We start from the raw sequence: 23,401 nt of genomic DNA on the forward strand, positions 1-23,401 counted from the left end.
ACCGGTGGTGGTCCACCGGTCCCGTTCACCCGAAAGGGAAAACACCAGGTCAGGCGATACGTTCCCGCACGACCGGCGTGGCGGCGAACGGTGTGCCGGCCGGAGCGATGTCGTACGAGTCGGGCAGCGCCTTCAGCGCGTACTCGAACCTCTCCGGGGTCTCCGTGTGCAGCGTCAGCAGCGGCTGGCCCTCGGTCACCGTGTCACCGGGCTTGGCGTGCAGCTCGATGCCCGCGCCCTCCTGGACCGGGTCCTCCTTGCGCGCGCGGCCCGCGCCGAGGCGCCAGGCGGCCACACCGATGTCGTAGGCGTCCAGTCGGGTCAGGACGCCCGAGGACGGGGCCGTCACCACGTGCTGCTCGCGGGCGACGGGGAGCTCGGCGTCCGGGTCACCGCCCTGGGCGGAGATCATGCGGCGCCACACGTCCATCGCGGAGCCGTCGGCGAGCGCCTTCTCCGGGTCGGCGTCCTTGAGCCCGGCCGCGTCGAGCATCTCGCGGGCCAGCGCCAGGGTCAGGTCGATGACGTCCTTGGGGCCGCCGCCGGCGAGGACCTCGACGGACTCGCGTACCTCCAGGGCGTTGCCCGCCGTGAGGCCGAGCGGGGTGGACATGTCGGTGAGCAGCGCGACCGTCCGTACGCCGCTGTCGGTACCCAGCGCGACCATGGTGGAGGCCAGTTCGCGGGCGTCCTCGATGGTCTTCATGAAGGCGCCGGAACCGACCTTGACGTCCAGGACGAGCGCGCCCGTACCCTCGGCGATCTTCTTGGACATGATCGAGCTGGCGATGAGCGGGATGGCCTCGACGGTGCCGGTGACATCGCGGAGCGCGTACAGCTTCTTGTCGGCGGGGGCGAGTTGGTCGCCCGCGGCGCAGATCACGGCGCCCGTGGTGTCCAGGACGTTCAGCATCTCGGCGTTGGTGAGGTGCGCCCGCCAGCCGGGGATGGACTCCAGCTTGTCGAGGGTCCCGCCGGTGTGGCCGAGGCCCCGGCCGCTGAGCTGCGGCACCGCGGCGCCGCAGGCGGCGACCAGCGGGGCGAGCGGCAGCGTGATCTTGTCGCCGACGCCGCCGGTGGAGTGCTTGTCGGTGGTGGGGCGGGAGAGCGCGTCGAAGTTCATCCGCTCACCGGAGGCGATCATCGCGGCGGTCCAGCGGGCGATCTCGGTGCGGTTCATACCGTTCAGCAGGATCGCCATGGCCAACGCGGACATCTGCTCGTCGGCGACCTCGCCGCGGGTGTACGCGTCGATGACCCAGTCGATCTGCTCGGGGCTCAGCTCGCCGCGGTCCCGCTTCGTGCGGATGACGGAGATGGCGTCCATGTCCTTGGAGTCCTTCCGGCCGGTACGTACGCAAGAGTCCCGAATGACTCTACGCGCATAGAGATTCTTGTTCACAAAACACCGAGCCAGCCCGGCGATTGGGGGCGGGGCCGCCGGACGACCCCGGCGGCCCCGCTCACTCACTACCTCAGGTGATGCGGCCCGAACGCCTGCGGCAGCATCTCGTCGAGCGTCCGGAAACCTTCCGGGGTCTCCAGGACGAGCTCCGGCCCGCCGAACTCGTACAGCAGCTGCCTGCACCGCCCGCACGGGACGAGCACCGCGCCCCTGCCGTCCACACAGGTGAAGTGCGTCAGCCGGCCGCCGCCCGTGGCGGCCAGCTGGGAGACCAAGCCGCACTCGGCGCACAGGCCGAGGCCGTACGACGCGTTCTCGACGTTGCAGCCGACGATCGTGCGGCCGTCGTCGACGAGGGCCGCGACGCCGACCGGGAAGCCCGAGTACGGGGCGTACGCCCGGGACATCGCGTCCCGGGCGGCCGTACGCAGCGCCTCCCAGTCGACCGGCGCCACACCGGCGTCCGCGGACGCCGGTGTCACTTGCCCTCGCCCTTGCGGTACGGCACACCGTCCGCCTTCGGCGGCCGCAGCCGCTGCGCCGACAGTGCGAGCACGAGCAGCGTGGTGACGTACGGAGCGGCGTCCACGAACTGGCTCGGGACCTGGTCCGTCAGCGCGTACCAGGTGAACAGCAGCGCGGAGCAGGCCGCCGCGATCACCGCGCCCACGTACTTCTTCCGGTACAGCTGCCAGAACACGGCGATCACCAGGAGGATCGCCAGGAGCAGCAGCATCGCGTGCACGTTCTCCGCGCCACCGCGCAGCTTGAGGCTGTCGGTGAAGCCGAAGAGCCCGGCACCCAGGGCCATTCCGCCCGGCATCCAGTTACCGAAGATCATCGCGGCGAGACCGATGTAACCGCGGCCGCCGGTCTGGCCCTCCTGGTAGATGCTCGTGGCGACGATGGCGAGGAAGGCACCACCGAGCCCGGCCAGTCCGCCGGAGATGACGACGGCGATGTACTTGTACTTGTAGACGTTCACGCCGAGGGTCTCGGCGGCCACCGGGCTCTCGCCGCAGGAGCGGAGCCGCAGGCCGAACGCGGTGCGCCACAGGATCCACCACGTGGCGGGGATCAGCAGCAGGGCGACGACGGTCAGCAGGGACAGTCCGGTGACGAGCCCGCCGATGATGCCGGCGAGGTCGGAGACGAAGAACCAGTGTTCCTGTTGCAGGTCCTGCATCCAGTCGGACAGCCCCGGAATGGTGATCTTGTCGATCTCCTCGAGCCGCGGGGACTGCTTGGAGGAGCCGCCCTGCTCCTGGGCGAAGGTGAAGTTCGAGAGGTAGCGGGTGACTCCCACGGCGAGGATGTTGATCGCCACACCGGAGACGATGTGGTTCACGCCGAAGGTGACGGTCATGACCGCGTGCAGCAGACCGCCGAGCGCGCCGCCGATGATGCCGAACAGCACGCCCACCCACGGGCCCCACTGGAAGCCCGCCCAGGCACCGAACCAGGTGCCGAGGATCATCATGCCCTCGAGCCCGATGTTGATGACGCCGGCCCGCTCGGCCCACAGACCGCCGAGACCGGCTAGGCCGATGGGGACGGCCAGTTCGAGGGCGCCCGCGACCTGTCCGACGGAGGTCACGTCCTCCGCGCCGCTGATCATGCGGACCAGCGACACGAGGGCGAGAGCACCGGCGACGATCAGGAGGACGACGGGCAGGGAGAGCTTGCGGCGTCCGCCGCCCTTCTTGGGGGCGACGCGTGCGGCAGGTACTTGGGTGCTCACAGGGCCGCCTCCTTCTCGGTCGTGAGGGCGTGGCCGGCGGCGAGTTCCTCGCCGACCTTCTGCTGCTGACGGCGGGTCCCGTAACGCCGGACCAGTTCGTAGCTGATGACGACGGAGATCACGATCAGGCCCTGCATGATCGTGGCGATCTCCTTCTCGAACCCGAACTGGTCGAGCGACGAGGACGCCTTGTCCAGGAACGCGATCAGCAGGGCGCTGAGGGCGATGCCCACCGGGTGGTTACGGCCGAGCAGCGCGATGGTGATGCCGGTGAAGCCGATACCGACCGGGAAGTCGAGGCTGTACGTGTGGGTGTCACCCAGCAGCGTCGCCATTCCGGCCAGACCGGCGACCGCGCCGGAGATCAGCATCGAGGTCAGGATCATCTTCTTGGCGTCCACTCCGGACGCCTGGGCGGCACTCTCACTGGCGCCGGTGGCGCGCAGGTCGAAACCGAACCGGGTGCGGTTCAGGACGAACCAGTAGACGAGGCCGAAGCCGGCGGCGACGAAGGTGAAGCCGTAGATCTCTCCGGCCTCGGCGCCCAGGGAAAGCCCCGGGAACCAGCCCGACTCCGGGATCTCGCCCGTGGTCAGGTTGTTGGAACCGGCTGCCTGCTCACCGAAGTTCTTCGGCAGGATCAGCCAGGCGATCAGCGAGGTCGCGATGGAGTTGAGCATGATCGTGGAAACGACCTCGCTCACCCCGCGCGTGGTCTTGAGGATGCCCGCGATGCCCGCCCAGAACGCGCCCACCAGCATGGCGACGACGACGATCAGGGCGATGTGGAGCGGTCCGGGAAGACTGACGCTCGCGCCGACCAGGGCGGCCATCATGGCCCCGAGGCGGTACTGGCCGTCGACGCCGATGTTGAAGAGGTTCATCCGGAAGCCGACCGCGACCGCCAGAGCGGCGAGGTAGTACGTACCGGCCTGATTGATGATCAGTACCTGTACGTCGGGGTACGACGCCTGCTCGAACAGCAGCCGGTACAGCTCGAACGGATCACGGTCCGAGATGAGCAGGACCACGGTGGCGAGCGCGAAGGCCACGACCAGGGCGAGTGCCGGCCCGGCGAAGCCCAGGATCAGCCGGTCCTTGTCGAATTTCTTCATCGGGCCTCGTCCTCCGGTGCTGCTTCGAGGTGACCGGCGGCGGCGCCGGTCATGGCCGAGCCCAGTTCCTCAGGGGTGATGGTGGCGGGGTCGGCGTCCGCGACCAGCTGGCCGCGGTACATGACGCGCAGGGTGTCGGACAGCCCGATGAGCTCGTCCAGGTCCGCCGAGATGAGCAGGACGGCGAGCCCTTCGCGGCGGGCCGCGCGGATCTGGTCCCAGATCTGCGCCTGCGCGCCGACGTCCACGCCACGGGTGGGGTGGGCGGCGATGAGGAGCTTCGGTTCGTGGCTCATCTCGCGGCCGACGATCAGCTTCTGCTGGTTGCCGCCGGAGAGGGACCCGGCCGTGACCTCGATGCCGGGGGTGCGGACGTCGTACTCGCGCACGATCCGCTCGGTGTCCTGACGGGCGGCCTTGGGGTCCAGCAGGAACCCGCGGCTGTTGGGCTTCTCGCTGACGTGGCCGAGGATGCGGTTCTCCCAGAGCGGTGCGTCCAGCAGGACTCCGTGCCGGTGCCGGTCCTCGGGGATGTACCCGATGCCCGCCTCGCGCCGCTTGCGCGTGGGCGCGCGGGAGATGTCGTCGTCGCCCAGGGTGATCACGCCGCTGTCGGCCGCCCGCATGCCGATGAGCGCGTCGATCAGCTCGGTCTGCCCGTTGCCCTCGACGCCCGCGATGCCGAGGACCTCACCCTTGTGGATGGTGAAGCCGACGTCGGACAGGACGTCACGGACGACCCCGTCCGGGTCCGTCACGCTGAGGGAGAGCCCCTCGATGCGCAGCATCGGCACGTCCGTCACCGTGGACTCACGGGTCTCGGGCGAGGGGAGCTCGCTGCCGACCATCAGCTCGGCGAGCTGCTTGGTGGTCGTGTGCGCGGGATCCGCGGTGCCCACCGTCGTACCGCGCCGGATCACCGTGATCTCGTCGGCGACCGAGAGGACCTCGCCGAGCTTGTGGGAGATGAAGATGACGGTGAGTCCCTCGGCCTTGAGCTCGCGGAGGTTCGCGAAGAGCGCGTCGACCTCCTGCGGCACGAGCACCGCGGTCGGCTCGTCGAGGATGAGGATGCGGGCGCCGCGGTAGAGGACCTTGAGGATCTCCACGCGCTGGCGGTCGGCGACCCCGAGGTCCTCGACGAGTGCGTCGGGCCGGACCCCCAGGCCGTACGCGTCGGAGATCTCCTTGATCTTCCTGCGCGCGGCGGAGCCGATGCCGTACAACTGCTCGCCGCCGAGGACGACGTTCTCCAGGACGGTGAAGTTGTCGGCGAGCATGAAGTGCTGGTGCACCATGCCGATGCCGCGCGCGATGGCGTCGCCGGGGTTGCCGAACGAGACCTGCTCGCCGTCCACGGCGATGGTGCCCTCGTCCGGCTTCTGCATGCCGTAGAGGATCTTCATCAGCGTCGACTTGCCGGCGCCGTTCTCGCCGACGAGGGCGTGGACGGTGCCCTTGCGGACGGTGATGCCGATGTCGTGGTTGGCGACGACGCCGGGGAAACGCTTGGTAATGCCGTGCAGTTCTACGGCAGGGGGGCTGCTGGACGCGTTGATGACGCACTCTCCTTGGCCGGACAGGAGCGGGGGCGGAGGGGCAAAGGGGCGGGGTGAAGTTATCGCGCCTGAGGGCTGTCTACACGCGTAGCGCTGCCGAATCGTAAATCAGACGGGCGGATCTTCTTCGGGGAAGTTACTCCGGAGGCCCGGAGCGGCAGTGATGCGCGCGCTCCGGGCCCACAGGAAACCAGACGTACGACCGGGGTCGTTACGGAGTGGTCTTGACGGTGATCTTGCCGTCGATGATCTCCTGCTTCGCCTTGTCGACCGCGGCGATGACCTCGGTCATCTCGGTGAAGGCAGGGTTGGACATGGCCAGGCCGACGCCGTCCTTGTCCAGGCCGTAGCGGATCTCACCGGTCTGCGGCTTGCCGTCCTGGACCGACTTGATCAGGTTGAAGACGGCAAGTTCGACGTCCTTGGTGACCGAGGTCAGGATGGACTTCTTGTAGGCGGCGAGGCCTTCCTGGTTGTACTGGTCGGAGTCGACGCCGATGTTCCACTTGCCGGCCTTGGAGACGGCCTCGATCGCACCGGAACCGGCCAGACCGGCCGCCGAGTAGATCACGTCGGCACCCTGGGCGAGCTGGCCCTGGGCAGCGGCCTTGCCGAGGTCGGGCTTGGAGAAGCCACCGAAGTCCGGCGGCTGGGTCAGGTACTGCGGAAGTACCTTCACGGAGGAGTCGGTGTCCTCGACGCCCTGGGCGAAGCCCGCCTCGAACTTCTTGATCAGCGGGGTCTCGACACCACCGATGAAGCCGACCGTCTTGGTCTTGGTGACCTTGGCGGCGGCGACACCCGCGAGGTAGGAGCCCTGCTCCTCGTTGAAGACGATGTTGGCGATGTTGGCGCCGGTCACGGACGCGTCGTCGATGATGCCGAAGGTGATCTTCGGGAACTTCGGCGCGACCTTCTTGATGGCGGGCGCGTAGGCGAAGCCGACACCGATGACCGGGTTGTTGCCGGCGCGGGCGAGCGAGGTGAGGCGCTGGACCTTGTCCGCGTCCGACTCGCCCTCGGAGGGCTCGGCCTCGGTGCCCTTGACACCGAGTTCCTTCTCGGCCTTGGCGAGACCCGCGTACGCGGCGTCGTTGAACGACTGGTCTCCGCGGCCACCGATGTCGTACGCGATGGCGGCCTTGTTGTCCGTGGACGACGACGACCCGGTGTCCGAGGAGGACGAGTCGTCGCCGCACGCGGTGACGCTGAGTGCGAGCGCCGCGGACATAAAGCCCACGGTGGCAATCCTGGTGATCCGGCGCAAGGGAAGGCTCCTTCAAACCTGACCGAAGCGCCTCTTCCGGCGCTGGTTTCGCCGCGATCGTAACGCGCGTAGATGTCAGATAAGGACCTGTACGTAAGCCGTTATCGGATCGTCGCGAACAGAAGGTGTCCTGTCCGGTTACGAGCGGTTGCCGTCGAGCAGCGCCGAGGCGGTGAACAGCTCCACTCCAACCGTGATCGCCTCCTCGTCCACGTCGAAGTTCCCCCGGTGCAGGTCCAGACCACGGGTGTCGCCGGGCGTCCGCACTCCGAGCCTGGCCATGGCGCCGGAGACGTGCTCCAGGTACCAGGAGAAGTCCTCCCCGCCCAGGCTCTGTTCGGTGTCCTCGATCGAATACGATCCGCGGCGGGCGGTCATCGCGGCGTCCAGCAGCCCGATGGATTCCGCGTCGTTCACGACGGGCGGCACACCGCGGATGTAGTTGATCACGGTCTTGGCCCGGTGCATTCCGGCCACCTCGTCGACCGCCGCGTGCACCAGATCCGGTGCCTCGCGCCAGGCGTCCAGATCGAGGCAGCGAACCGTTCCGGACAGTTCGGCGTGTTGCGGGATGACATTGGGCGCGTGCCCGGTCTCCAGCCGCCCCCACGTGAGAGCGAGCCCCGAGCGCGCGTCGACGCGCCGGGCGAGCAGCGCGGGCACGTCGGTGGCGACCCTGGCCGCCGCGGTGACCAGGTCGGTGGTCAGGTGCGGCCGGGCGGTGTGCCCGCCGGGCCCGTCGAGGGTGACCTCCAGGCGGTCGCAGGCGGAGGTGATCGCACCGATCCGGAGCCCGATCTTCCCCACGTCCACCTTCGGGTCGCAGTGCACGCCGATGATCCGCCGGACGCCCTCCAGCGCCCCGTCCTCGATCGCGTCGGCAGCGCCGCCGGGCAGGACCTCCTCGGCGGGCTGGAAGATCAGTCGCACGGGGTGCGGCAGCAGGCCCTGCCGGTCGAGCTCGGCGAGCACGAGACCGGCGCCGAGGACCGTGGTGGTGTGGACGTCGTGCCCGCAGGCATGCGCCCGGTCGGGCACGGTGGACCGGTAGGAGACGCCCGCCTTCGTGTCCGGAATCGGAAGCGCGTCGATGTCGGCCCGCAGCGCGAGCATGCTCCGCGTGTCGCCGTCCCGCCGTCCCACGTCACAGATGAGCCCGGTCCCCGTCGAGAGCACCCGGGGCTTCAGTCCCGCCCTTTCGAGCCGGGCCTTGATGGCCGCGGTGGTACGGAACTCCTGGTTGCCGAGCTCGGGGTGCATGTGAAGGTCACGCCGGAAGGCGATCAGCTCGGCACGCAGCTCATCGGACAGGGCGCCGGGCAGCGCGCCGGGCAGGGCGACTCCTCCGGCCAGCTCGGCTTCTTCGTGGGACGCGCGGGACTTCAACTGGTTCACCCAGTGAAGGGTAGGCCCCCGGGCCCCTCAACTGGCCACAGATCAATAAAAGTTCAGCCGCTTAGAGGAACAAAAGTTGGCGTTGCGGCGTGTGACGGGTATTAACGGTGGGTACACTCCGCCGTTCTCCACGGCGGCGCGAGTGGGGCGCGAGCGCGGTCGTACGCGGGCTCGAGACTCCCGGCCCGCCCGATCATGCCCGTGCGCGTCCTGGCCCCCGAACGTCCACGCCGGTGGAAGGGGAAGTCTGCGGGGCGCCGCGATCCCGCGTCAGCGGTCTCGCCTCGACGACGTGACGACAGTCCGGACGCTTTCCCTCTTCGGCGGCACGCCGTGACCCGTGACCGAGCACGCGTCCGAGGCCGCCGGCCTCGCGTGCCGGCCCGCGATCGTCCGGTGGAGATCGTGTGCTTTCCGGCGGTCAGGGCAGCCTGAGCAGCTCGCGGAGGGTACCGACGTAAGCGGTGACATCACGTTCGGCGGTCGGCACCGGGGCCGTGTCCGGGGCGGTGGTGCGGCAGGACCGGCAGAGGCCGTCGGGGAGTGCCTCGGGGCGGCCGGGGGCGCCGCACTGGGTGCACTCGACCATCAGTCGGCGTACGGGGGCGTCCGGCGTCGGTGCAGTGGGCAGGTGGGGCGGGATCTTGTCGCGCAGTCGGCGCCTGACGAATCCGACCGGTGAGTCGACGGCTGCGGGGAGACCGGCCACGAGGGTTTGGACGAGGTAGTCGGTGTCCACGCCCCTCGCGAGCCATTCGGCGGCCAGCTCCTCCAGGACGGCGCAGTCGGCGGCGGAGAGGGCGAGCCGGGGATCGACGCGGCCGAGCCGGGCCAGGGCGAGATAGGCGGGCGAGTTGCCCGAGTCGCCCTGGGGGGATGCGGCTTCCGGCGCCGATGCCGGTTCCGGGGTCCGCTGCTGCGGTACGACGGGGGCCTCGACAGCGCCGGACGTGAGGGGCGCGGAAGGTGCCGGGATCACGAAGGGCGTGGGCGGTTCCGGGTTTCCCTCGGCCTGGAGGTGGATGTTCCACCACTCGTTGTCGCGGGCCGTCCTGGACCAGTAGGTCCGGGTGACCCAGCGGACCTGCCCGTCACCGACAGCGGCCAGGCACCGGACGTGGCGCAGGTGACCGGCGACACCCAGCGCCCTCAGCGCGCTGCCGACAGCCATCTGCCCGTACGGGGGAAGGCACTTGGCGAGCGACTTAATGTCCATGGCGGCGCCGTCGGGAAGCCTGTCCACGTACCCGGCGATGTGGCGCTCCCGCTCCGGCATCAACACGAAGTCATCAGGGGACGGCGGGCGTTGATCCGGTACGGAGCGCTTGCCGTAGCCGGGATTGGCCTTCGCGTACGGGCGCGAGGATGCGGGTGCGCGCAGGGCGGAGCTAGGGTGCTCGATAGCCACGAGATCGGTCCTTCGATCTTGGGGTGAGACCCCGGCACGGTGCGTTCAACACCGAGTCGGGGTCGTTCAGTTGTGGGAACCGTAAGCAGGCGCGACACTCCGCCGCAAGTCGGTCACGATTAGTCATACTTGCTGGCCGTGACGGGTCAGGGAGGGTGGGGAGGTTTTCCCAAACCCTTCTTTTACCTACCGGATGACAGACAGCGCTCGGACCCCGAAGCTCGCATCCCGACACCCGAATCCCGAAGCTCAAGACTCGGGTCCGCGCCCGTCCACGTACCCCCGAACGAGTGAACGTCCCTGTCCTGGCGCTCGACCCCCGAGCCTCGGGACCCGAGCTTCGAGCCCGGGTCGCCGTTCATCCATCTCCCCGCAACCGCCCGCCACGGCTGGCCGCAACCCGCACGGTGGCCCGCAACGCCTCCGTAAGACGGGCAGCGAGATAGCGGAGCTCTCCCGCATCGGCGCGCGGAGCGTCCAGCATGGCCTCCGCATGCCCGATCAGCTCGGCGGCCATTCCCAACTGCACGGCCTCGACCCGTTCCGCGACACGAGACACCGGACCGGGCACGCCCTCGTCGGTGACGAGAATGCAGACCTTCCCTTCGCTTACCCAGGGCAGCAACCGAGCGGCGGAATTCGGCATACGGGACCTGCTCTCGTCGGGAACGTCCTTGGTGACGGCTCCGCCACGCTAGGTCGCGCGTACAGGAGCCGACAGGGACGCTCGGTGCGACTTCGCGAGCCGAGTAGGACGGCCTGTCCTACCCACCGTCCAGGCCGAGCCTGTCGGCGAGCTCCGCGACGGGCGAAACGCGACGGCGTTCCCTGCCCCGCAGATCGGTCACCAGTCGGCGGCTCGTCGAGTGGTACCGCATCCATTCAGGAGCAACACGCTCGGCGGCCAGCAGTGCCTGAACCGCACCCTCCCGCTTGTCCAACTCCGAGAACGCCAGCGCCCTGTCCACATGGAAGCGGGCGAGCCATGTGGGCGGGAGCGACTGCAACTCCGGAACAGAACGTGCCGTGCGCAGTGCCTCGGCACCGTCCTCCATCTCCACCAGGAAGTTGACCTTGGCCACGCCCACATTGGTCGGGCCGAACGGAGTCGCGTAGTCGAGCCGGTCCGTGCCGATCCGGGCAGCGGCCGCACTTGCGAGGTTCAACAGTTCCCGCACCGTGTCGTGGCGTCCCGCACGCACCGCTGCCGTCGCGGCCCTGAGCAGCAGAATTCCCCAGACGGACAGCTCGACAGGACGGGATCGGAACCTGGGCTCGATGCGTTCGGCCGCAGTCGTCGCAACCCGCTCCGCGTCGGCCAGCCGCCCCTGCTTGGTCAGGACCCAGGCCAGACTGGACATCCCGACGGCTTCCAGGTGCGGATCATCGCCCTTGCGTGCAGCCTCCGCAGCCCGCTCCAGAGCAGTGAAAGCCGCGTCCTCCTTGCCGAGTGCGGTCAGGGTGGTTGCCGCGACCTGGTACGCCTCCGCAAGCACCGACTGCGCCGAGGCGGCCTCCGCACCGGTGTGCGCTCGTACAGCAGCGCGGGCATCTTTGATCAACTGCGGCAGCAGCGCGCCGATCTCACTGAGCCGACCTTCGCGCCGGACACGTTCCGTGGACCGCAGGGCCGCCCTCAGATCCGAAAGGGACGGTGACTCCTCGGGATCCGACTCTTCTCCCAGTAAGTCGGCGACGGGAGAGACCGCTTGGCGCAAGGCCAGCACAGATGGCTGCTCCTGCTCGTCGCGCACCTCGAAGGTCGAGGGTTGACCCACCAAATTGGATGGCTCGACATCCAGGGCGCCGGCCAAGGCATTGAGCGTCGTGAGCCGGGCAGTGCTGCGTACGCCCTGCTCCAGCTTGCGCACCACATCGACCGAGATTCCCGCCCGCTCGGCGAGGCCTTCCTGAGTCAGCTTTCGCCGCCGGCGCAGCCGGGCGATGCGGTCGCCGATGTCCGATTCCTGATGCATGGTCACCCCCGCGAACAGGTCTGGGTGAACACGCTACGCCCCAGTCGTACAGCGCGTCTCGCCCATCCGGTGCCGCCAAGGGTCCGTCGGAACCGGCGAGCGCCTGCGCCGCTCTACCTACGCAGGGCTGGACCATTGAGTTCGCACAACGAGGGTGGGCAGCGATGACGGTCCGAGCGCGGGAGCGGTACCTCGGAGGAGGCTTCCTGTTTGTCGCCTTCCTCACAGTCGTCTACGGGTTCGGAACGGCGCAGGCCGACGGATCGATCGCTACGGCCCTGATTGCCGCTGTGCCGGCTGCCGTTGGCCTGCACCTGGTCCGTGGCAGGCGCAGGCACCGCTGACTGGCCTCTCGGGCGGCCCCCCGAACCATTGGCCTGGACTATTGCGGAGGGTAACGGGATGGCGGATCATTCCCATCCGTGACGATCTTCATCGCCGTCGTGCTCGGCGCGCTCCTCTCTGTGCTCTACAAGCTCCTTGTCGCTCCCCGCCGCATCGCCCGCTGGGTCAACGAGAGCTTCGTGGCCGCCGACTACGGTCTCGTGCCCCGCGAGGCTCTCGACGCGCGTCGCTCCGGCCCGCCCCCGCCGCCGTACCGGCGCAAGGAGACGCAGGCCGTGGCCGACGCCGCCTGGGAGGGGCACTGGCAGGTGGCCGAGGCGTACGTCGAGGCGGCCGGTCAGGACTGGGACGAGCGGTGGTCCCGGACCGAGCTCCTGCAGCAGGTGGCCGGCGAGGACGACACATGGCTGGATGAGTGGCGCGCGGCCAGGCCCGGGAACTGTGATGCGGCAACCATCCACGCCGGGCTGATGGTGCACCGGGCCTGGGAGATCCGTGGCAGCGATTACGCCAACGCGGTCTCCCGCGAACGGATGGACACCTTCCGCTCCATGCTGCCGGCCGCGATCGCGGAAGCGCAGCAGGCCGCCCTGCTCGACCCCGTGAACCCGGGCCCCTGGGTCGTCATGGTCACTGCCGCCCGGGGAGCCGAGTACGAGCGCGAACAGTTCCAGCCGCTCTGGGACGGCTTGGTCTCCCGCGCCCCGCACCACTACTCGGGTCACTGGCAGGGCCTCCAGTACTGGTGCGCCAAGTGGTTCGGCAGCGACAAGTTGATGACGGCTTTCGCCGAGCAGGCGGTACGAAACGCTCCGCCCGGCAGCCCGCTCGCCGGCGTGTACCTCCACTCGCTGGACGAGCTGGTCAAACGCTCGGGATCTACCGCGCTGCCCACCACCCGCGCGGCGAAGGATCTCCTCGAGAAGGTCGCTGCTTCGCTCGCCGAAGTCGCCCCCGACAACGAGCACCTGCCCTCGCTGCGTCATCTGCTGGCGCACTACCTGGTGCAGTCGAAGATGTACGCCGCCGCGCTGGAGCAGTTCCGTCTGATCGGCCCGTGGTGCGGCGCCGAGCCCTGGCGCAAGGACGGCAATCCGGTGGAAGCCTTCGAGATCGCCCGGGGCACCGCGGCCAAGCTTTCCGGGGCGTAGGCGCTCGCACCGCCGGGGGGCGTCCTCCCGGATCCCCCACGGCGGGAGGACGCCCCGGCTTTCACGGTGGTCCTGTGGTCGGCCGGTTTCGCGATGCCGCCTGTCGAGGCGTCAGTACAGCCTCTTGACCGCCGTGGTCGTCGTGTTCTTGAAGTCGGCCACCGGAGCGTCGGCGAACCTCCCCATCTGCCCCCAGCTCACGACAGTCACCGTCCGGCCGTCCCGTCCCACGGACAGCAGATGGATGTCCGTGGCGCCGTAGGACGTCGTGGTGTGCAGACCGTGCACCCGCGCGCCCTCCTCGACCGGCAGCGGGCCGTAGTCCCGGCCCTCGGCCTCGATCTCCGGGTCGGTCTGCTCGATCCGGTCGGCGCAGGAGCGGATCTCCTTGTTGAGCAGTGCGGCCAGCGCCTTGCCCTTGGCGTCGGAGCCCGTGACGACGGTGACCTGTGCGGCGCCGGTGTCCAGATCGGTGTGGAAGACCCGGTGCCGGTAGTCGTAGGCCGGTACGCCCTCGCCCAGGCAGTAGGCGAGCTCGACCGGGAAGCCGTCGGTGACCGGCCCCGCGACCCAGTCGGACGAGGGGTGCGGCGGAAGTTGGGACGCCTTGAGGAACGCGGGCGGGACGGCCTTCGCCGACACGACGGCATTCTTCGCCGTGACGGCCTTCCCCTGCGCGGCGCCCTCCTGCGCCTGGGTCGGTGCCGCGCAGGCGGCGAGAGCGACGACGGAGAGCGCGGCGGCGAGCACGGCGGTGCGGGTGTGCATGGGCATGGGTGTCCCTCGTGTGGAGTGCGTGATGAAGTGCCTGGTGGCCTGCGTGGGATGCGGCGGTGTGACGACCCGACGTCATCACGCCGGCCGTCGTACGACCGGGTCGCCGCGCCGCTCGCCGTGACGGTGGCGGTGTCCTTCGAGGACCGGGGCCGGCAACACGAGCATCGGCGGTCCCGGTGGGCCGGCGCAAGACCCGCCGTCGGACCGGCCGGGGTGGAACCATCCCAGCCACCTTGACGTGCAGGTATATGGGCGCCTGGGACGGGCCCCGACCCCGGGACGCCTGCTCCCGGAACCGGATCGAGCCCTGACGGGTGCGGAGGTGACGGTGCAGACACAGGACTCCGTGGCACAGTTCGCGGCGCTGCTGAGGGAACTGAAGGAGCGTACGGACCGCAGTTACGGTTCGCTCGGCCGCCGTCTCCACATGAACACGTCCACGCTGCACCGCTACTGCACCGGTGAGGCGGTTCCTCTCGACTTCGCGCCCGTGGAGCGTTTCGCGGCCCTGTGCGGGGCTTCGGGTGCGGAGCGTCTGGAGCTGCACCGCCGCTGGCTCCTGGCCGTGGCTGCCCGGCAACGCCCCCACCCGACCGGGCCCCTCGGTGAGGCGGAGGGACCGGGTGAGGCGGAGGGACCGGAAGCCCCGGCCGGCGGGCAGCCCGGCGACAGCGGCAGTGATGACGGCGGCGCCCCCACGAGCGGGGCTGTCGGTGGTCCGGCCGCCCCCACGAGCGGGGCTGTTGGTGGTCCGGCCGCCCCTGCGGTCGAGGCTGCCGATGGTCCGGCCGGAGCGGAGGGCCTGGTGAGCGGTCCCTCGCCCGCGCCGCGCCGCCCCAGGCCCTGGTACCGGCGCAAGCGCGCCGCGGCCCTCGTGTGTGCCGCGCTCGCCGCTGCGGGGAGCCTGGCCCTGCTGCCGGACGGCCGGGACACCGACGACGGTGCGCGGGCATCGTCGGTCGCCCCGGGGACCGCGTCCGCGTCCGCCGGCCCGAGGGCCTCGAACACCCGCTCCGTGTCGCCTTCCGATGGCCCCAAGGACGGCACCGCGAGCTCCCCGGGAACCCGGCGCGAGCCGTCGGACCCGGCCGGCTCCACGAGCGCCCCGGCAGGGTCCGAACCCGCGGGTCCTCCCCTCGCCTGGTCCGTCGACTCCCACGGGTGGGCCTTCGGCTGCGCTCACACCTACGTCGTCGCCGCACCGCCGGATCGGGTGCCGCCCCCTCCGGTCCAACAGGACGCCGGTACCTGGGCGGCGACCCAGCGGGCGGTACACGGCGGGGAGACGATCGTGAAACTGTCCGTGCAGGGGACGTCCGACACCGCGGTGGTCCTCGAAGCGTTACGGGTGCGCGTGACCGGCCGCGCCGATCCCGCTCCGGGCAACGCGTACTCCATGGACCAGGGCTGCGGCGGCTCCCTCACCCCGCGGTCCTTCGCCGTGGACCTGGACAGGAACCGGCCCGTCGCCCGCGCGACCGCCGGCAACGACGCCGGCACGCCGATCCCGGCGGTGAGCATGCCCTACCGGGTGTCCGCCGAGGACCCCGAGGTGCTGCTGGTCACCGCCAGGACCGTTACCTGCGACTGCAGTTGGTACCTGGAGCTGGACTGGTCGTCCCAGGGCCGCACGGGCACCGCCCGGATCGATGACCGCGGCCGCCCGTTCCGCACCAGCGCCGTCGAGGGCCTGACGTCCTACGAGTACGACACCTCTGCCCGCGCCTGGGCGCCCCGCGTGGACTGAACTCAGTCCTTCCGCGCGTCCCAGGCATTGCCGATCCAGCCGTCGAAGGTGGGGATCAAGGCGGCGAGTGCGGCTCCGAGCCGCCAGTCCAGGTCCGGTGCGTACAGGCGCACCGTGTCGCCGGACGACCTGAACTCCAGCGGGACCTTTCCTCCCGAGCGCCACTTCATGCGGCGGGGGCCGCGGGGGAAGTCCCCGCCACCGCCGCCGCCTCCGAAAAGGAGAGCCACGAGTATGAGCGGCAGCAGGGGCGTGCAGAGCCACCACACGCACCACCAGAAGAGCCGACCCTTGTATCCCACCGCGTCGGGCGCACCGGCACGGCTCACGGTCCAGCGCGTGCGCAGTCCCCGGCTGAACGCCTTGTCGCGGGTGAGCACACCGAGCAGTTCGCCCTGCGGGCCGAGCACCTGGAACTGTGCGCGTCCCCCGCTCGCCGAGACGGTGACCACGGTGGCGACCCGTGCCTGTCGGTGCTCGTCCGCCCACAGGACGAAGGAGCGGGCGCCGCTCTGCCGGGCCGCGAGGTAGGCGGGGATGCCGTCGGAAGGCAGTTCGCGCTCCACATGGGCGACGGGCCGTGAGGCTCCCGGCCCGTCCCTGAAGTCGATCCTGCAGTCGAACAGGCCGCCAGGTGCGGTCCGCAGCCGCCCCAACCCTCGCAGCGTCAGAGTACTGGTCACCCGGCCGGCTCCTTCACGTGTCCGTGCTGAACGTCCGGCCCCGTACCGGACGTTCAGCACGAAGGTACGCCCTGCGCAGCCTTCTGCGCTCCCTTGTCCGGGGCCTTAGCCGACCTCGTCGCCCGGCGCCACCGGATGCGCCTCCAGCTCCGGGGCGGCCGGCAGTTCGGCGATCAGCGCCTGGGACCCGCCGATGTAATGACGCGCCGAGGGGCTGGTCCGGTGCGGCCGCGGCGCCGGCGGCACGTGCACGGTGCGCATTGATCACATGCCTTCTGTCGTACGGCACCGGTTCCCGAGCCCGTCGCGCCTCCACGCCGCTTAGGCTGCTTCCGTTGGCCAACACATCACAGGGGGTACAGGGTTGATGAGCCATGCAACGGAGGTCTTCCAGCCGCTCCAGGCCGACGACCCGCCGGTGGTGGCCGGCTATCGGCTCGCCGCGCGGCTCGGCGCCGGTGGCATGGGCCGGGTGTACCTGTCACACACGCAGGGCGGCCGCCCCGTGGCGATCAAGGTCGTGCGGCCGGAGCTGGCCGACGATCCCGGCTTCCGGCGGCGGTTCGGCCGGGAGATCAAGGCGGCCCGACAGGTCCGGGGGGCGTACACCGCCGAGCTGATCGACGCCGACGCCGACGGCGTACCCCCGTGGCTGGCCACGCTGTACGTCCCGGGACCGTCGCTGACGGAGGCGGTGACCCGGCGCGGGCCGCTGCCGGTGCCCGCCGTGCTGTGGCTGATGGCGGGGGTGGCCGAGGCATTGCAGGCCATCCACGCCGAGGGCATCGTGCACCGTGACCTGAAACCGTCGAACGTGCTGTTGGCGGGCGACGGCCCACGAGTGATCGACTTCGGTATCGCGCTGGCCACCGACGGGACCTCGTACACGGCGACGGGGGGCACGATCGGGACGCCGCCCTTCATGGCCCCGGAGCAGGCGTCCGGGGGTGAGATCACTGCGGCGACCGACATCTTCGCTCTCGGGCAGACGGCGGCGTTCGCGGTGCTGGGCAGACCGCTCTACGGCGACGGCCCGGCCGTCAACGTGCTGTACCGGATCGTGCACTCCGACCCCGACCTGTCCCTGCTGCCCGAGTCGCTGCGCCCGCTGTTCGCCCGGTGCCTGGCCGCCGACCCGGCGGAGCGGGCCACGCCGGCGGAGGTCGTGGAGTGGTGCCGCAACCGCCTGGGGGCCGACGCCGACGCAGGCGGGGGGCCTGCCGTGTGGCGGGAGATCACCGGGCCCGAGCCCGTGGTTCCGGCGCCGGAACCCGCGCCGACCCCGGCTTACACGTATGCACCCGTGCCCGCGCCCGACCCCGCCTCTCCGTTCCCGCCGGTCCCCGCGACCGCCCAGGCACTTCCGCGACCGGGGTCCGGGTGGCCGCAGCCTCCGTCGGGGCGGACGGTAAGACGTCCGGCCAGCAAACGGCGCACGGCGCTGATCGCGGCTGCCGCTGTGACGGGAGCTGCGGTGCTGGTGGTGGCACTGGCATGGTCGGTCATGGACGCGATGGACCGGATCGGCGACCGGGCCACGGCCGGCTCCACGGCGTCCTCCGCGGGACCGACCGCACGGTCGTCGGCATCCGTACCGGGGTCGTCGTCGGGTCCCTCCGCGGATGCCGCGAATCCGTCGGCGGTCGGGGCGGGTGACGGCGCGTCCGAGGACTCCGTGTCGTCGGACTCGCCCCAGGAGCCGCGACCCGAGGGATTCCCCCTGGTGTGGCTGGACGCGAAGAACTCGCTGAGCCTCAAGAGCTCCGATCCGTCGCTGACGGGCCGCAAGGGTGACATCCGCTTCGGCTGCGAGACGGACGGCTGCGAACTGAAGAGCGACAGCACCGTGTTCGTCCAGATATTCGGAGGACACGGCACCACCCTCGACGAGTGCCGTCTCATGCTCAGGAGCGCCGATCGCCACACCTGGCCACTGGCCGCGGCGGCGGCCGGCACCGAGATCTGCATGAAGGACAAGGAGGGCAACATCGGGCTGTACGTGATCCAGACCAAGTCGACCGCCCTGCCGGACCTCGCCTTCCTCCAGGGAGACCTGACCGTCTGGCGCGACGCCGCCTCCTAGGGCAGGCACCCCGGGCGGGCGCCTGGTGAGGGCGGCCGGCGTCCCCCGGGTCAGCCCTCCGTGACCGCGGTCACCCGCCAGGGCGAGAGCCGTTGGACGTCCCGGGCCGTCTCCGTGACGCCGCTCAGGAAGCCCTGGGCGCGCGGGGAGGCCGAGTCGCGGAGCCATTCCGGCGCTATGTCGCACACCGCGACCTTCACCCCGGTGCCGACCAGGGCCAGCGGGAGGGTGTGGACGACCGTCGACGGGAAGCTCAGGACGGTGTGGCCGATGGGGCCTCTGCGGGCGATGAGTTCCAGGGGAAGGTCCGGTCGGACGATCTCCAGGCCGGTGGCGGCTTCCAGGGCGTGGAGCTTGTCCGCGGACTCACGGCGGTGGGCGAAGTAGCGGGTCGCGCCGTGGGAGCGGGCCAGGGCGGTGACCGCCTCCTGGTACGGGACCGGGTCGACCACACCCGTCTCGACCAGGGACGTGCCGACCAGGTCGGCGCCCTTGGTGATCAGGGGCGGGCCGAACCGGTCGCGGGTCCAGGCGAAGGTGTTGGAGGTGACCTCGACGTCCTGCGGCGCCTCCACCGGCATCGCGGTGAACACCTCGACCGTGCGGGTCGCCGAGGGCGTGAAGCTGCGGCGGGCGGCGGAGGTCACCGGGGCCAGGAGCAGTTCGCGCGGGCCCCGGCTGCCGCGGCGGTGCCAGCGCACCAGGCGTTCGCCGCGCGCGAGTTGGGCGACGAACTCCATGGTGGCCGTACCGTCGTCGACGACCGTGATCCGGCGGATGCGGACCAGGGAGAGGAGCAGCTGTACGTAACGGGAGAACGGGTCCCCGATCACGATGCGGTCCGCCCTGCGGATCAGCCCCGTCAGGGCGCGCAGGGCCTTCAGAGGCGCGCCGGTCTCCCCGCGCGCCTCCTGCCAGCGGACCGCTATGCCCTCGTCGCGGGCCAGCTCCGCCATCCTGCGCAGCTGGCCGCGCGACATCGGGTCGACCGGGGGGAGGACGACGACGGTGGTGTCGGCGGAGCCTCCCCGGGTGTGGGTCCACTCCAGGACGTTCAGGAGCTGGACCGGGCTCTCGACGAAGGCGAGGTTCACCGGTCTGCCCGTCAGACCGTGACCGGCTCGGCGGCCGGCGTGTTCTCGGTCTCGGCGACGACGCCCGTGACGCGGCGGAGCTTCTTCATCGGGCCGAGCTCCGACTCGTACACCTTCTTGACGCCGTCACCGAGGGAGGCCTCGATGGTGCGGATGTCGCGGACGAGGCGGGTGAGACCCTGCGGCTCGACGGAGGCGGCCTGGTCGGAGCCCCACATGGCGCGGTCGAGGGTGATGTGGCGCTCGACGAACGCCGCGCCGAGCGCGACGGCGGCGAGGGTCGTCTGCAGGCCCGTCTCGTGGCCGCTGTAGCCGATCGGGACGTTCGGGAACTCACCCTGCAGGGTGTTGATGACGCGCAGGTTGAGCTCCTCGGCCTTGGCCGGGTACGTCGACGTGGCGTGGCAGAGGAGGATGTTGTCACTGCCGAGGACCTCGACCGCGTGCCGGATCTGGCGCGGGGTCGACATGCCGGTGGAGAGGATGACCGTGCGGCCCGTGGAGCGCAGGGAGCGCAGGAGCTCGTCGTCCGTGAGGGAGGCGGAGGCGACCTTGTGCGCCGGGACGTCGAACTTCTCGAGGAAGGCGACGGCCTCGGTGTCCCACGGGGAGGCGAACCAGTCGATGCCGCGCTTGGCGCAGTGGTCGGAGATGGCCTGGTACTCGGCCTCGCCGAACTCGACGCGGTGGCGGTAGTCGATGTACGTCATCCGGCCCCAGGGGGTGTCGCGCTCGATGTCCCACTGGTCGCGCGGGGTGCAGATCTCCGGGGTGCGCTTCTGGAACTTGACGGCGTCGCAGCCGGCTTCGGCGGCCACGTCGATCAGCGCGAGCGCGTTGTCGAGGTCACCGTTGTGGTTGATGCCGATCTCACCCGTGATGTAGACGGGGTGGCCGGGGCCGGCGGTGCGGGTGCCGAGCGTGCGCAGGCGGGAGGTGCTGCTCATGGTGGTGCTTCCTTACTTGGTGGGGGTGGTGTCGGCAGGGGCCGAGCTGGTGGTGAGGGTGGGGCCGAGCAGCCAGGCCGCGATCTCGCGGATGGCTCCGAAACCACCGGGGGTTGTGGTCACGGCCCGCGCGGCGGCGCGTACCGAGTCGTGGGCGCTGGCGACGGCGACGGGCCAGCCCGCCAGTCCGAAGCAGGGCAGGTCGTTGACGTCGTTGCCGACGTAGAGCACGCGGTCGGGGTCGAAGCCCTGCTCCTCGCACCACTGCTTGAGTGCCAGGTCCTTGCGGTCGATGCCGTGCAGGACGGGGACCTGGAGCTTGCGGGCGCGGGCGGCGACGACCGGGTTCTGTTCCGTGGACAGGATCAGGAGCGGGACACCGGCCTTGCGCAGGGCGGCGATGCCGAGGCCGTCACCGCGGTGCACGGCGACGATCTCGTGTCCGTCGGAGTCGATGAGGACGCGGTCGTCGGTCTGCGTGCCGTCGAAGTCGAGGACGACCGCGTCGATGTCCTCGCGCGTCGGCAGCGGTGAGGGGTCCAGGAGCGGCGCGAGGGCGCGGGCGCGTGCCAGGTCGTGCGGGTCGTCGATCTCCAGTACGCGCGCCGGGTCGGTCCGTACGAGCGCGGTACGGCCGAAGAAGCGGTGGCGGTGGGTGCGGAAGCCCCCGACGTCCATGGCGTACGCGGCGCCCGTCTCCAGCAGGTCCTGCGGGCGGTCCTGACGGCGGGGGCGTACGGCCTTGTCGTGGTTGACGCCGTACGTGTCGTCCTCCACCGCACTGCCGTCGCGCCAGACGAACCCGTGGAACGGGGCGACGGTGACCGCCGTGTCGGCGCCTTCGCGGGACACTGCGGCGGCGACGCCGTCGATGTCCTCGCGGGTGATGAAGGGGCTGGTGCACTGCACCAGGAGCACCACGTCGGCGGTCCTGCCGGGCTGCATCGCCTCGTACGCGTCGAGGGCGTGCAGGACCGCGGCCTCGCTGGTCGCGGTATCGCCGGCGATGGCGGCGGGGCGTTGCACGCAGTGCAGCCGGTCCGACTCGCCCAGCGCCCGGCCGGCGGCCCGTGCCGCGTCCGCGATGGCCGGGTCGTCGGTGGTGACGACGACGTCCGTGACCTCGGGGGAGGCGAGGCAGGCGTGGACCGCGCGGGCCACCAGGGGGACGCCGCCGACCTGGGCGAGGTTCTTGGCGGGCACGCCCTTGGATCCGCCGCGGGCGGGGATCACGGCGAGCACGGTCGGTGCCGGTGGCGGGGTCATGGCTGCTCCTGAAGCGTCGGGCGTGGCGGCGGGGTCGGCGGTCACAGCTCGCCCATCCGCCGGATCACGGGGGCGACCCGCTGGACGCCGTGGCGGTAGGCGCCGCGCGCCGCGTTGCGGACGGTGTCGCGCACCGCCCCTCTGACCCGGCCGGTCTCCTTGGGCGTCGCGGCGCCCGGCAGCGGGCGGCCGTCGGTGGCCAGGTGGTGGCGGGCGAGGATGCCGGGGAGGTATCCGGGGGCGGTGGCCGGGGTGTAGTAGGGGGCGAGGCCGGGGAGGGAGCCGCGTTCGAGCAGGACGGCGACCTGGGCCCGCGCGGTGTCGTAGGCCGTGTCGTACGAACCGTCGGCGGCGACCCCCTGACCGGAGACCCATTCCTCGTCGGGCTCGGGGCGGTGCCCGCCGTCCAGCCGGTCCCAGGAGGTGACCAGCCCGGAGCCGATGAAGTGGTGGTTGCCGAGGGTTTCCCGTACGCCGAGGTCGGAGAGGATCGCGGTCGGGATACGGCGGTGCAGGGACTCCAGCGCCGCAGTCGAGGAGACCGTGACCAGCAGGTCGGTGCGGTCCAGCACCTCGCCCATGTGCCCGTACACCAGGCGGAAGTTGGGCGGCAGGCCGCCCGGGAGGCGCTCCGCGAGCCGCTGGTAGGGCAGTTCCTCGATGTGGGTCGTGTGCTCGCCCGGCTTCGAGCGCAGTTTCAGCAGCACCTCGCGGCCCGGGTGCAGCCTCGCGTGCTCGACGAGCCTGCGCAGCAGGTACGTGCGGTCCGCGCGGGAGGCCGGCACGGAGGGCTGGGCGGCGAACACGACGGTGTCGCGGCCCTCTTCCGGGCGGTGCGGCGCCCCGCCGAGGAACGGCAGCGCGGCCTCCGTGACGGACGAGGCGTCGGCGCCCACTCCCTCGTACACCGCGCGGAAACGCTCCGCGTCGTGACGGGAGTTGGCGAGGACGATGTCCGCGCCGTGCCGCAGCAGGAGTCCGTCGGCGAGCTTCTCGTAGACGACTCCCACGTACCCGGTGACGATCACGGGCCTGCGGGGCAGGGCCAGGGCGGCCAGTCCGTGCAGCATCGCCTGGACGGCGCCGCCGACGAGGGCGAGCACGACGACGTCGTACGCCTCGTCACGCACCGCGTGCAGGAATTCGACGGCCGTCACCTCGCGCACCCGGCCGGCGTCCACGCCCACCTCTCCGACCTCGGCCAGCTGCCGGGGGGTCGGGGTGGCACGGCCGCGCAGCAGCAGTCCGGTGACCTCGACGGGGCGTTCGCCCTCGCCGGCCCAGGAGGCCCCGCCGGCACCTGCGGTCAGGCGGCGCGCGGTGAGCGCGCCCCACTTCCACCGGGTGTCGGAGTCGGCGAGTACGGCAACCCTGAGCGCCGGGGAGGCTGCTGCTGCGGTGTCGGCCGGATCAGCCGAATTACTGGTACGTGGAGGCACGCC

The 23,401-nt window shown here is 70.9% G+C and carries 20 protein-coding genes; 3 read left to right on the forward strand and 17 right to left on the reverse strand.

Annotated features, from left to right (window positions below; all coding sequences use genetic code 11):
- Positions 1-49: 49 nt before the first annotated feature.
- The 10 genes from ACFW9O_RS02840 to ACFW9O_RS02885 form a co-directional block, all read right to left on the reverse strand.
- On the reverse strand, positions 50-1,327 hold the full coding sequence (locus ACFW9O_RS02840) for a thymidine phosphorylase (protein WP_351175427.1): 1,278 nt from the start codon (positions 1,325-1,327) through the stop codon (positions 50-52).
- Positions 1,328-1,470: 143 nt separating this feature from the next.
- Positions 1,471-1,887, reverse strand: a complete 417-nt coding sequence (locus tag ACFW9O_RS02845) for a cytidine deaminase (protein ID WP_384604280.1) — start codon at positions 1,885-1,887, stop codon at positions 1,471-1,473.
- Positions 1,884-3,146 carry an ABC transporter permease gene (locus tag ACFW9O_RS02850; protein WP_384604282.1) on the reverse strand — a complete coding sequence of 421 codons (1,263 nt, stop codon included), beginning with the start codon at positions 3,144-3,146 and terminating at the stop codon, positions 1,884-1,886. Before ACFW9O_RS02850 ends, ACFW9O_RS02845 begins: the two co-directional genes overlap by 4 nt.
- Complete coding sequence (locus ACFW9O_RS02855; protein ID WP_384604284.1) at positions 3,143-4,261, reverse strand: ABC transporter permease; 1,119 nt, start codon at positions 4,259-4,261, stop codon at positions 3,143-3,145. Before ACFW9O_RS02855 ends, ACFW9O_RS02850 begins: the two co-directional genes overlap by 4 nt.
- Entirely contained in the window at positions 4,258-5,844 is a 1,587-nt protein-coding gene (locus ACFW9O_RS02860) for an ABC transporter ATP-binding protein (RefSeq protein ID WP_351175461.1), read from the reverse strand. The genes ACFW9O_RS02855 and ACFW9O_RS02860 overlap by 4 nt, the downstream gene beginning before the upstream one ends.
- A 187-nt stretch (positions 5,845-6,031) precedes the next feature.
- Positions 6,032-7,087 carry a BMP family ABC transporter substrate-binding protein gene (locus ACFW9O_RS02865; RefSeq protein WP_351175419.1) on the reverse strand — a complete coding sequence of 352 codons (1,056 nt, stop codon included), beginning with the start codon at positions 7,085-7,087 and terminating at the stop codon, positions 6,032-6,034.
- A gap of 138 nt (positions 7,088-7,225) precedes the next feature.
- The gene (locus ACFW9O_RS02870; protein WP_384605237.1) at positions 7,226-8,473 is read right to left on the reverse strand and encodes an amidohydrolase; all 1,248 of its coding nucleotides are present in this window, start codon (positions 8,471-8,473) and stop codon (positions 7,226-7,228) included.
- A gap of 430 nt (positions 8,474-8,903) precedes the next feature.
- The gene (locus tag ACFW9O_RS02875) at positions 8,904-9,890 is read right to left on the reverse strand and encodes a MarR family transcriptional regulator (protein ID WP_384604287.1); all 987 of its coding nucleotides are present in this window, start codon (positions 9,888-9,890) and stop codon (positions 8,904-8,906) included.
- Positions 9,891-10,248: 358 nt separating this feature from the next.
- Positions 10,249-10,536 (reverse strand): hypothetical protein, encoded by a 288-nt coding sequence (locus ACFW9O_RS02880; RefSeq protein WP_384604289.1) that lies wholly within the window; start codon positions 10,534-10,536, stop codon positions 10,249-10,251.
- Positions 10,537-10,654: 118 nt separating this feature from the next.
- A complete protein-coding gene (locus tag ACFW9O_RS02885) occupies positions 10,655-11,866 on the reverse strand; it encodes a helix-turn-helix domain-containing protein (protein ID WP_384604292.1) in 1,212 nt (403 codons plus the stop codon).
- 422 nt (positions 11,867-12,288) lie between these two features.
- On the opposite strand from ACFW9O_RS02885, the gene ACFW9O_RS02890 reads away from it, so the two are divergent.
- On the forward strand, positions 12,289-13,362 hold the full coding sequence (locus ACFW9O_RS02890; RefSeq protein WP_384604295.1) for a hypothetical protein: 1,074 nt from the start codon (positions 12,289-12,291) through the stop codon (positions 13,360-13,362).
- Between the two features lie 111 nt (positions 13,363-13,473).
- Here ACFW9O_RS02890 and ACFW9O_RS02895 read toward each other — a convergent pair whose 3' ends face one another.
- A complete protein-coding gene (locus ACFW9O_RS02895; RefSeq protein ID WP_384604297.1) occupies positions 13,474-14,136 on the reverse strand; it encodes a hypothetical protein in 663 nt (220 codons plus the stop codon).
- Between the two features lie 325 nt (positions 14,137-14,461).
- Between ACFW9O_RS02895 and ACFW9O_RS02900 the strand changes: the two genes are divergently transcribed.
- Positions 14,462-15,886: a helix-turn-helix domain-containing protein gene (locus ACFW9O_RS02900; protein ID WP_384604299.1), complete on the forward strand. Its 1,425-nt coding sequence runs from the start codon at positions 14,462-14,464 to the stop codon at positions 15,884-15,886.
- A gap of 2 nt (positions 15,887-15,888) precedes the next feature.
- Here the strand turns inward: ACFW9O_RS02900 and ACFW9O_RS02905 are convergent, their stop codons facing one another.
- Complete coding sequence (locus ACFW9O_RS02905) at positions 15,889-16,569, reverse strand: hypothetical protein (RefSeq protein WP_384604302.1); 681 nt, start codon at positions 16,567-16,569, stop codon at positions 15,889-15,891.
- Positions 16,570-16,674: 105 nt separating this feature from the next.
- Positions 16,675-16,830, reverse strand: a complete 156-nt coding sequence (locus tag ACFW9O_RS02910; RefSeq protein WP_384604305.1) for a hypothetical protein — start codon at positions 16,828-16,830, stop codon at positions 16,675-16,677.
- A gap of 106 nt (positions 16,831-16,936) precedes the next feature.
- Here ACFW9O_RS02910 and ACFW9O_RS02915 point away from each other — a divergent pair, with 106 nt between their 5' ends.
- On the forward strand, positions 16,937-18,652 hold the full coding sequence (locus tag ACFW9O_RS02915; protein WP_384604307.1) for a serine/threonine-protein kinase: 1,716 nt from the start codon (positions 16,937-16,939) through the stop codon (positions 18,650-18,652).
- Positions 18,653-18,702: 50 nt separating this feature from the next.
- Here the strand turns inward: ACFW9O_RS02915 and ACFW9O_RS02920 are convergent, their stop codons facing one another.
- Genes ACFW9O_RS02920 through ACFW9O_RS02935 form a run of 4 tightly spaced genes read right to left on the reverse strand, consistent with a single transcriptional unit; the run spans position 18,703 to position 23,398 of the window.
- Positions 18,703-19,746, reverse strand: a complete 1,044-nt coding sequence (locus tag ACFW9O_RS02920; RefSeq protein WP_384604309.1) for a hypothetical protein — start codon at positions 19,744-19,746, stop codon at positions 18,703-18,705.
- Positions 19,747-19,757: 11 nt separating this feature from the next.
- Complete coding sequence (locus ACFW9O_RS02925; protein WP_384604312.1) at positions 19,758-20,693, reverse strand: N-acetylneuraminate synthase family protein; 936 nt, start codon at positions 20,691-20,693, stop codon at positions 19,758-19,760.
- A gap of 12 nt (positions 20,694-20,705) precedes the next feature.
- Positions 20,706-21,959 (reverse strand): cytidylyltransferase domain-containing protein, encoded by a 1,254-nt coding sequence (locus ACFW9O_RS02930; RefSeq protein ID WP_384604315.1) that lies wholly within the window; start codon positions 21,957-21,959, stop codon positions 20,706-20,708.
- 41 nt (positions 21,960-22,000) lie between these two features.
- Positions 22,001-23,398 (reverse strand): DUF6716 putative glycosyltransferase, encoded by a 1,398-nt coding sequence (locus ACFW9O_RS02935; RefSeq protein ID WP_384604318.1) that lies wholly within the window; start codon positions 23,396-23,398, stop codon positions 22,001-22,003.
- Between the last annotated feature and the right edge of the window lie 3 nt (positions 23,399-23,401).

The sequence above is a fragment of the Streptomyces sp. NPDC059499 genome (assembly GCF_042749285.1).
Lineage (GTDB): Bacteria > Actinomycetota > Actinomycetes > Streptomycetales > Streptomycetaceae > Streptomyces.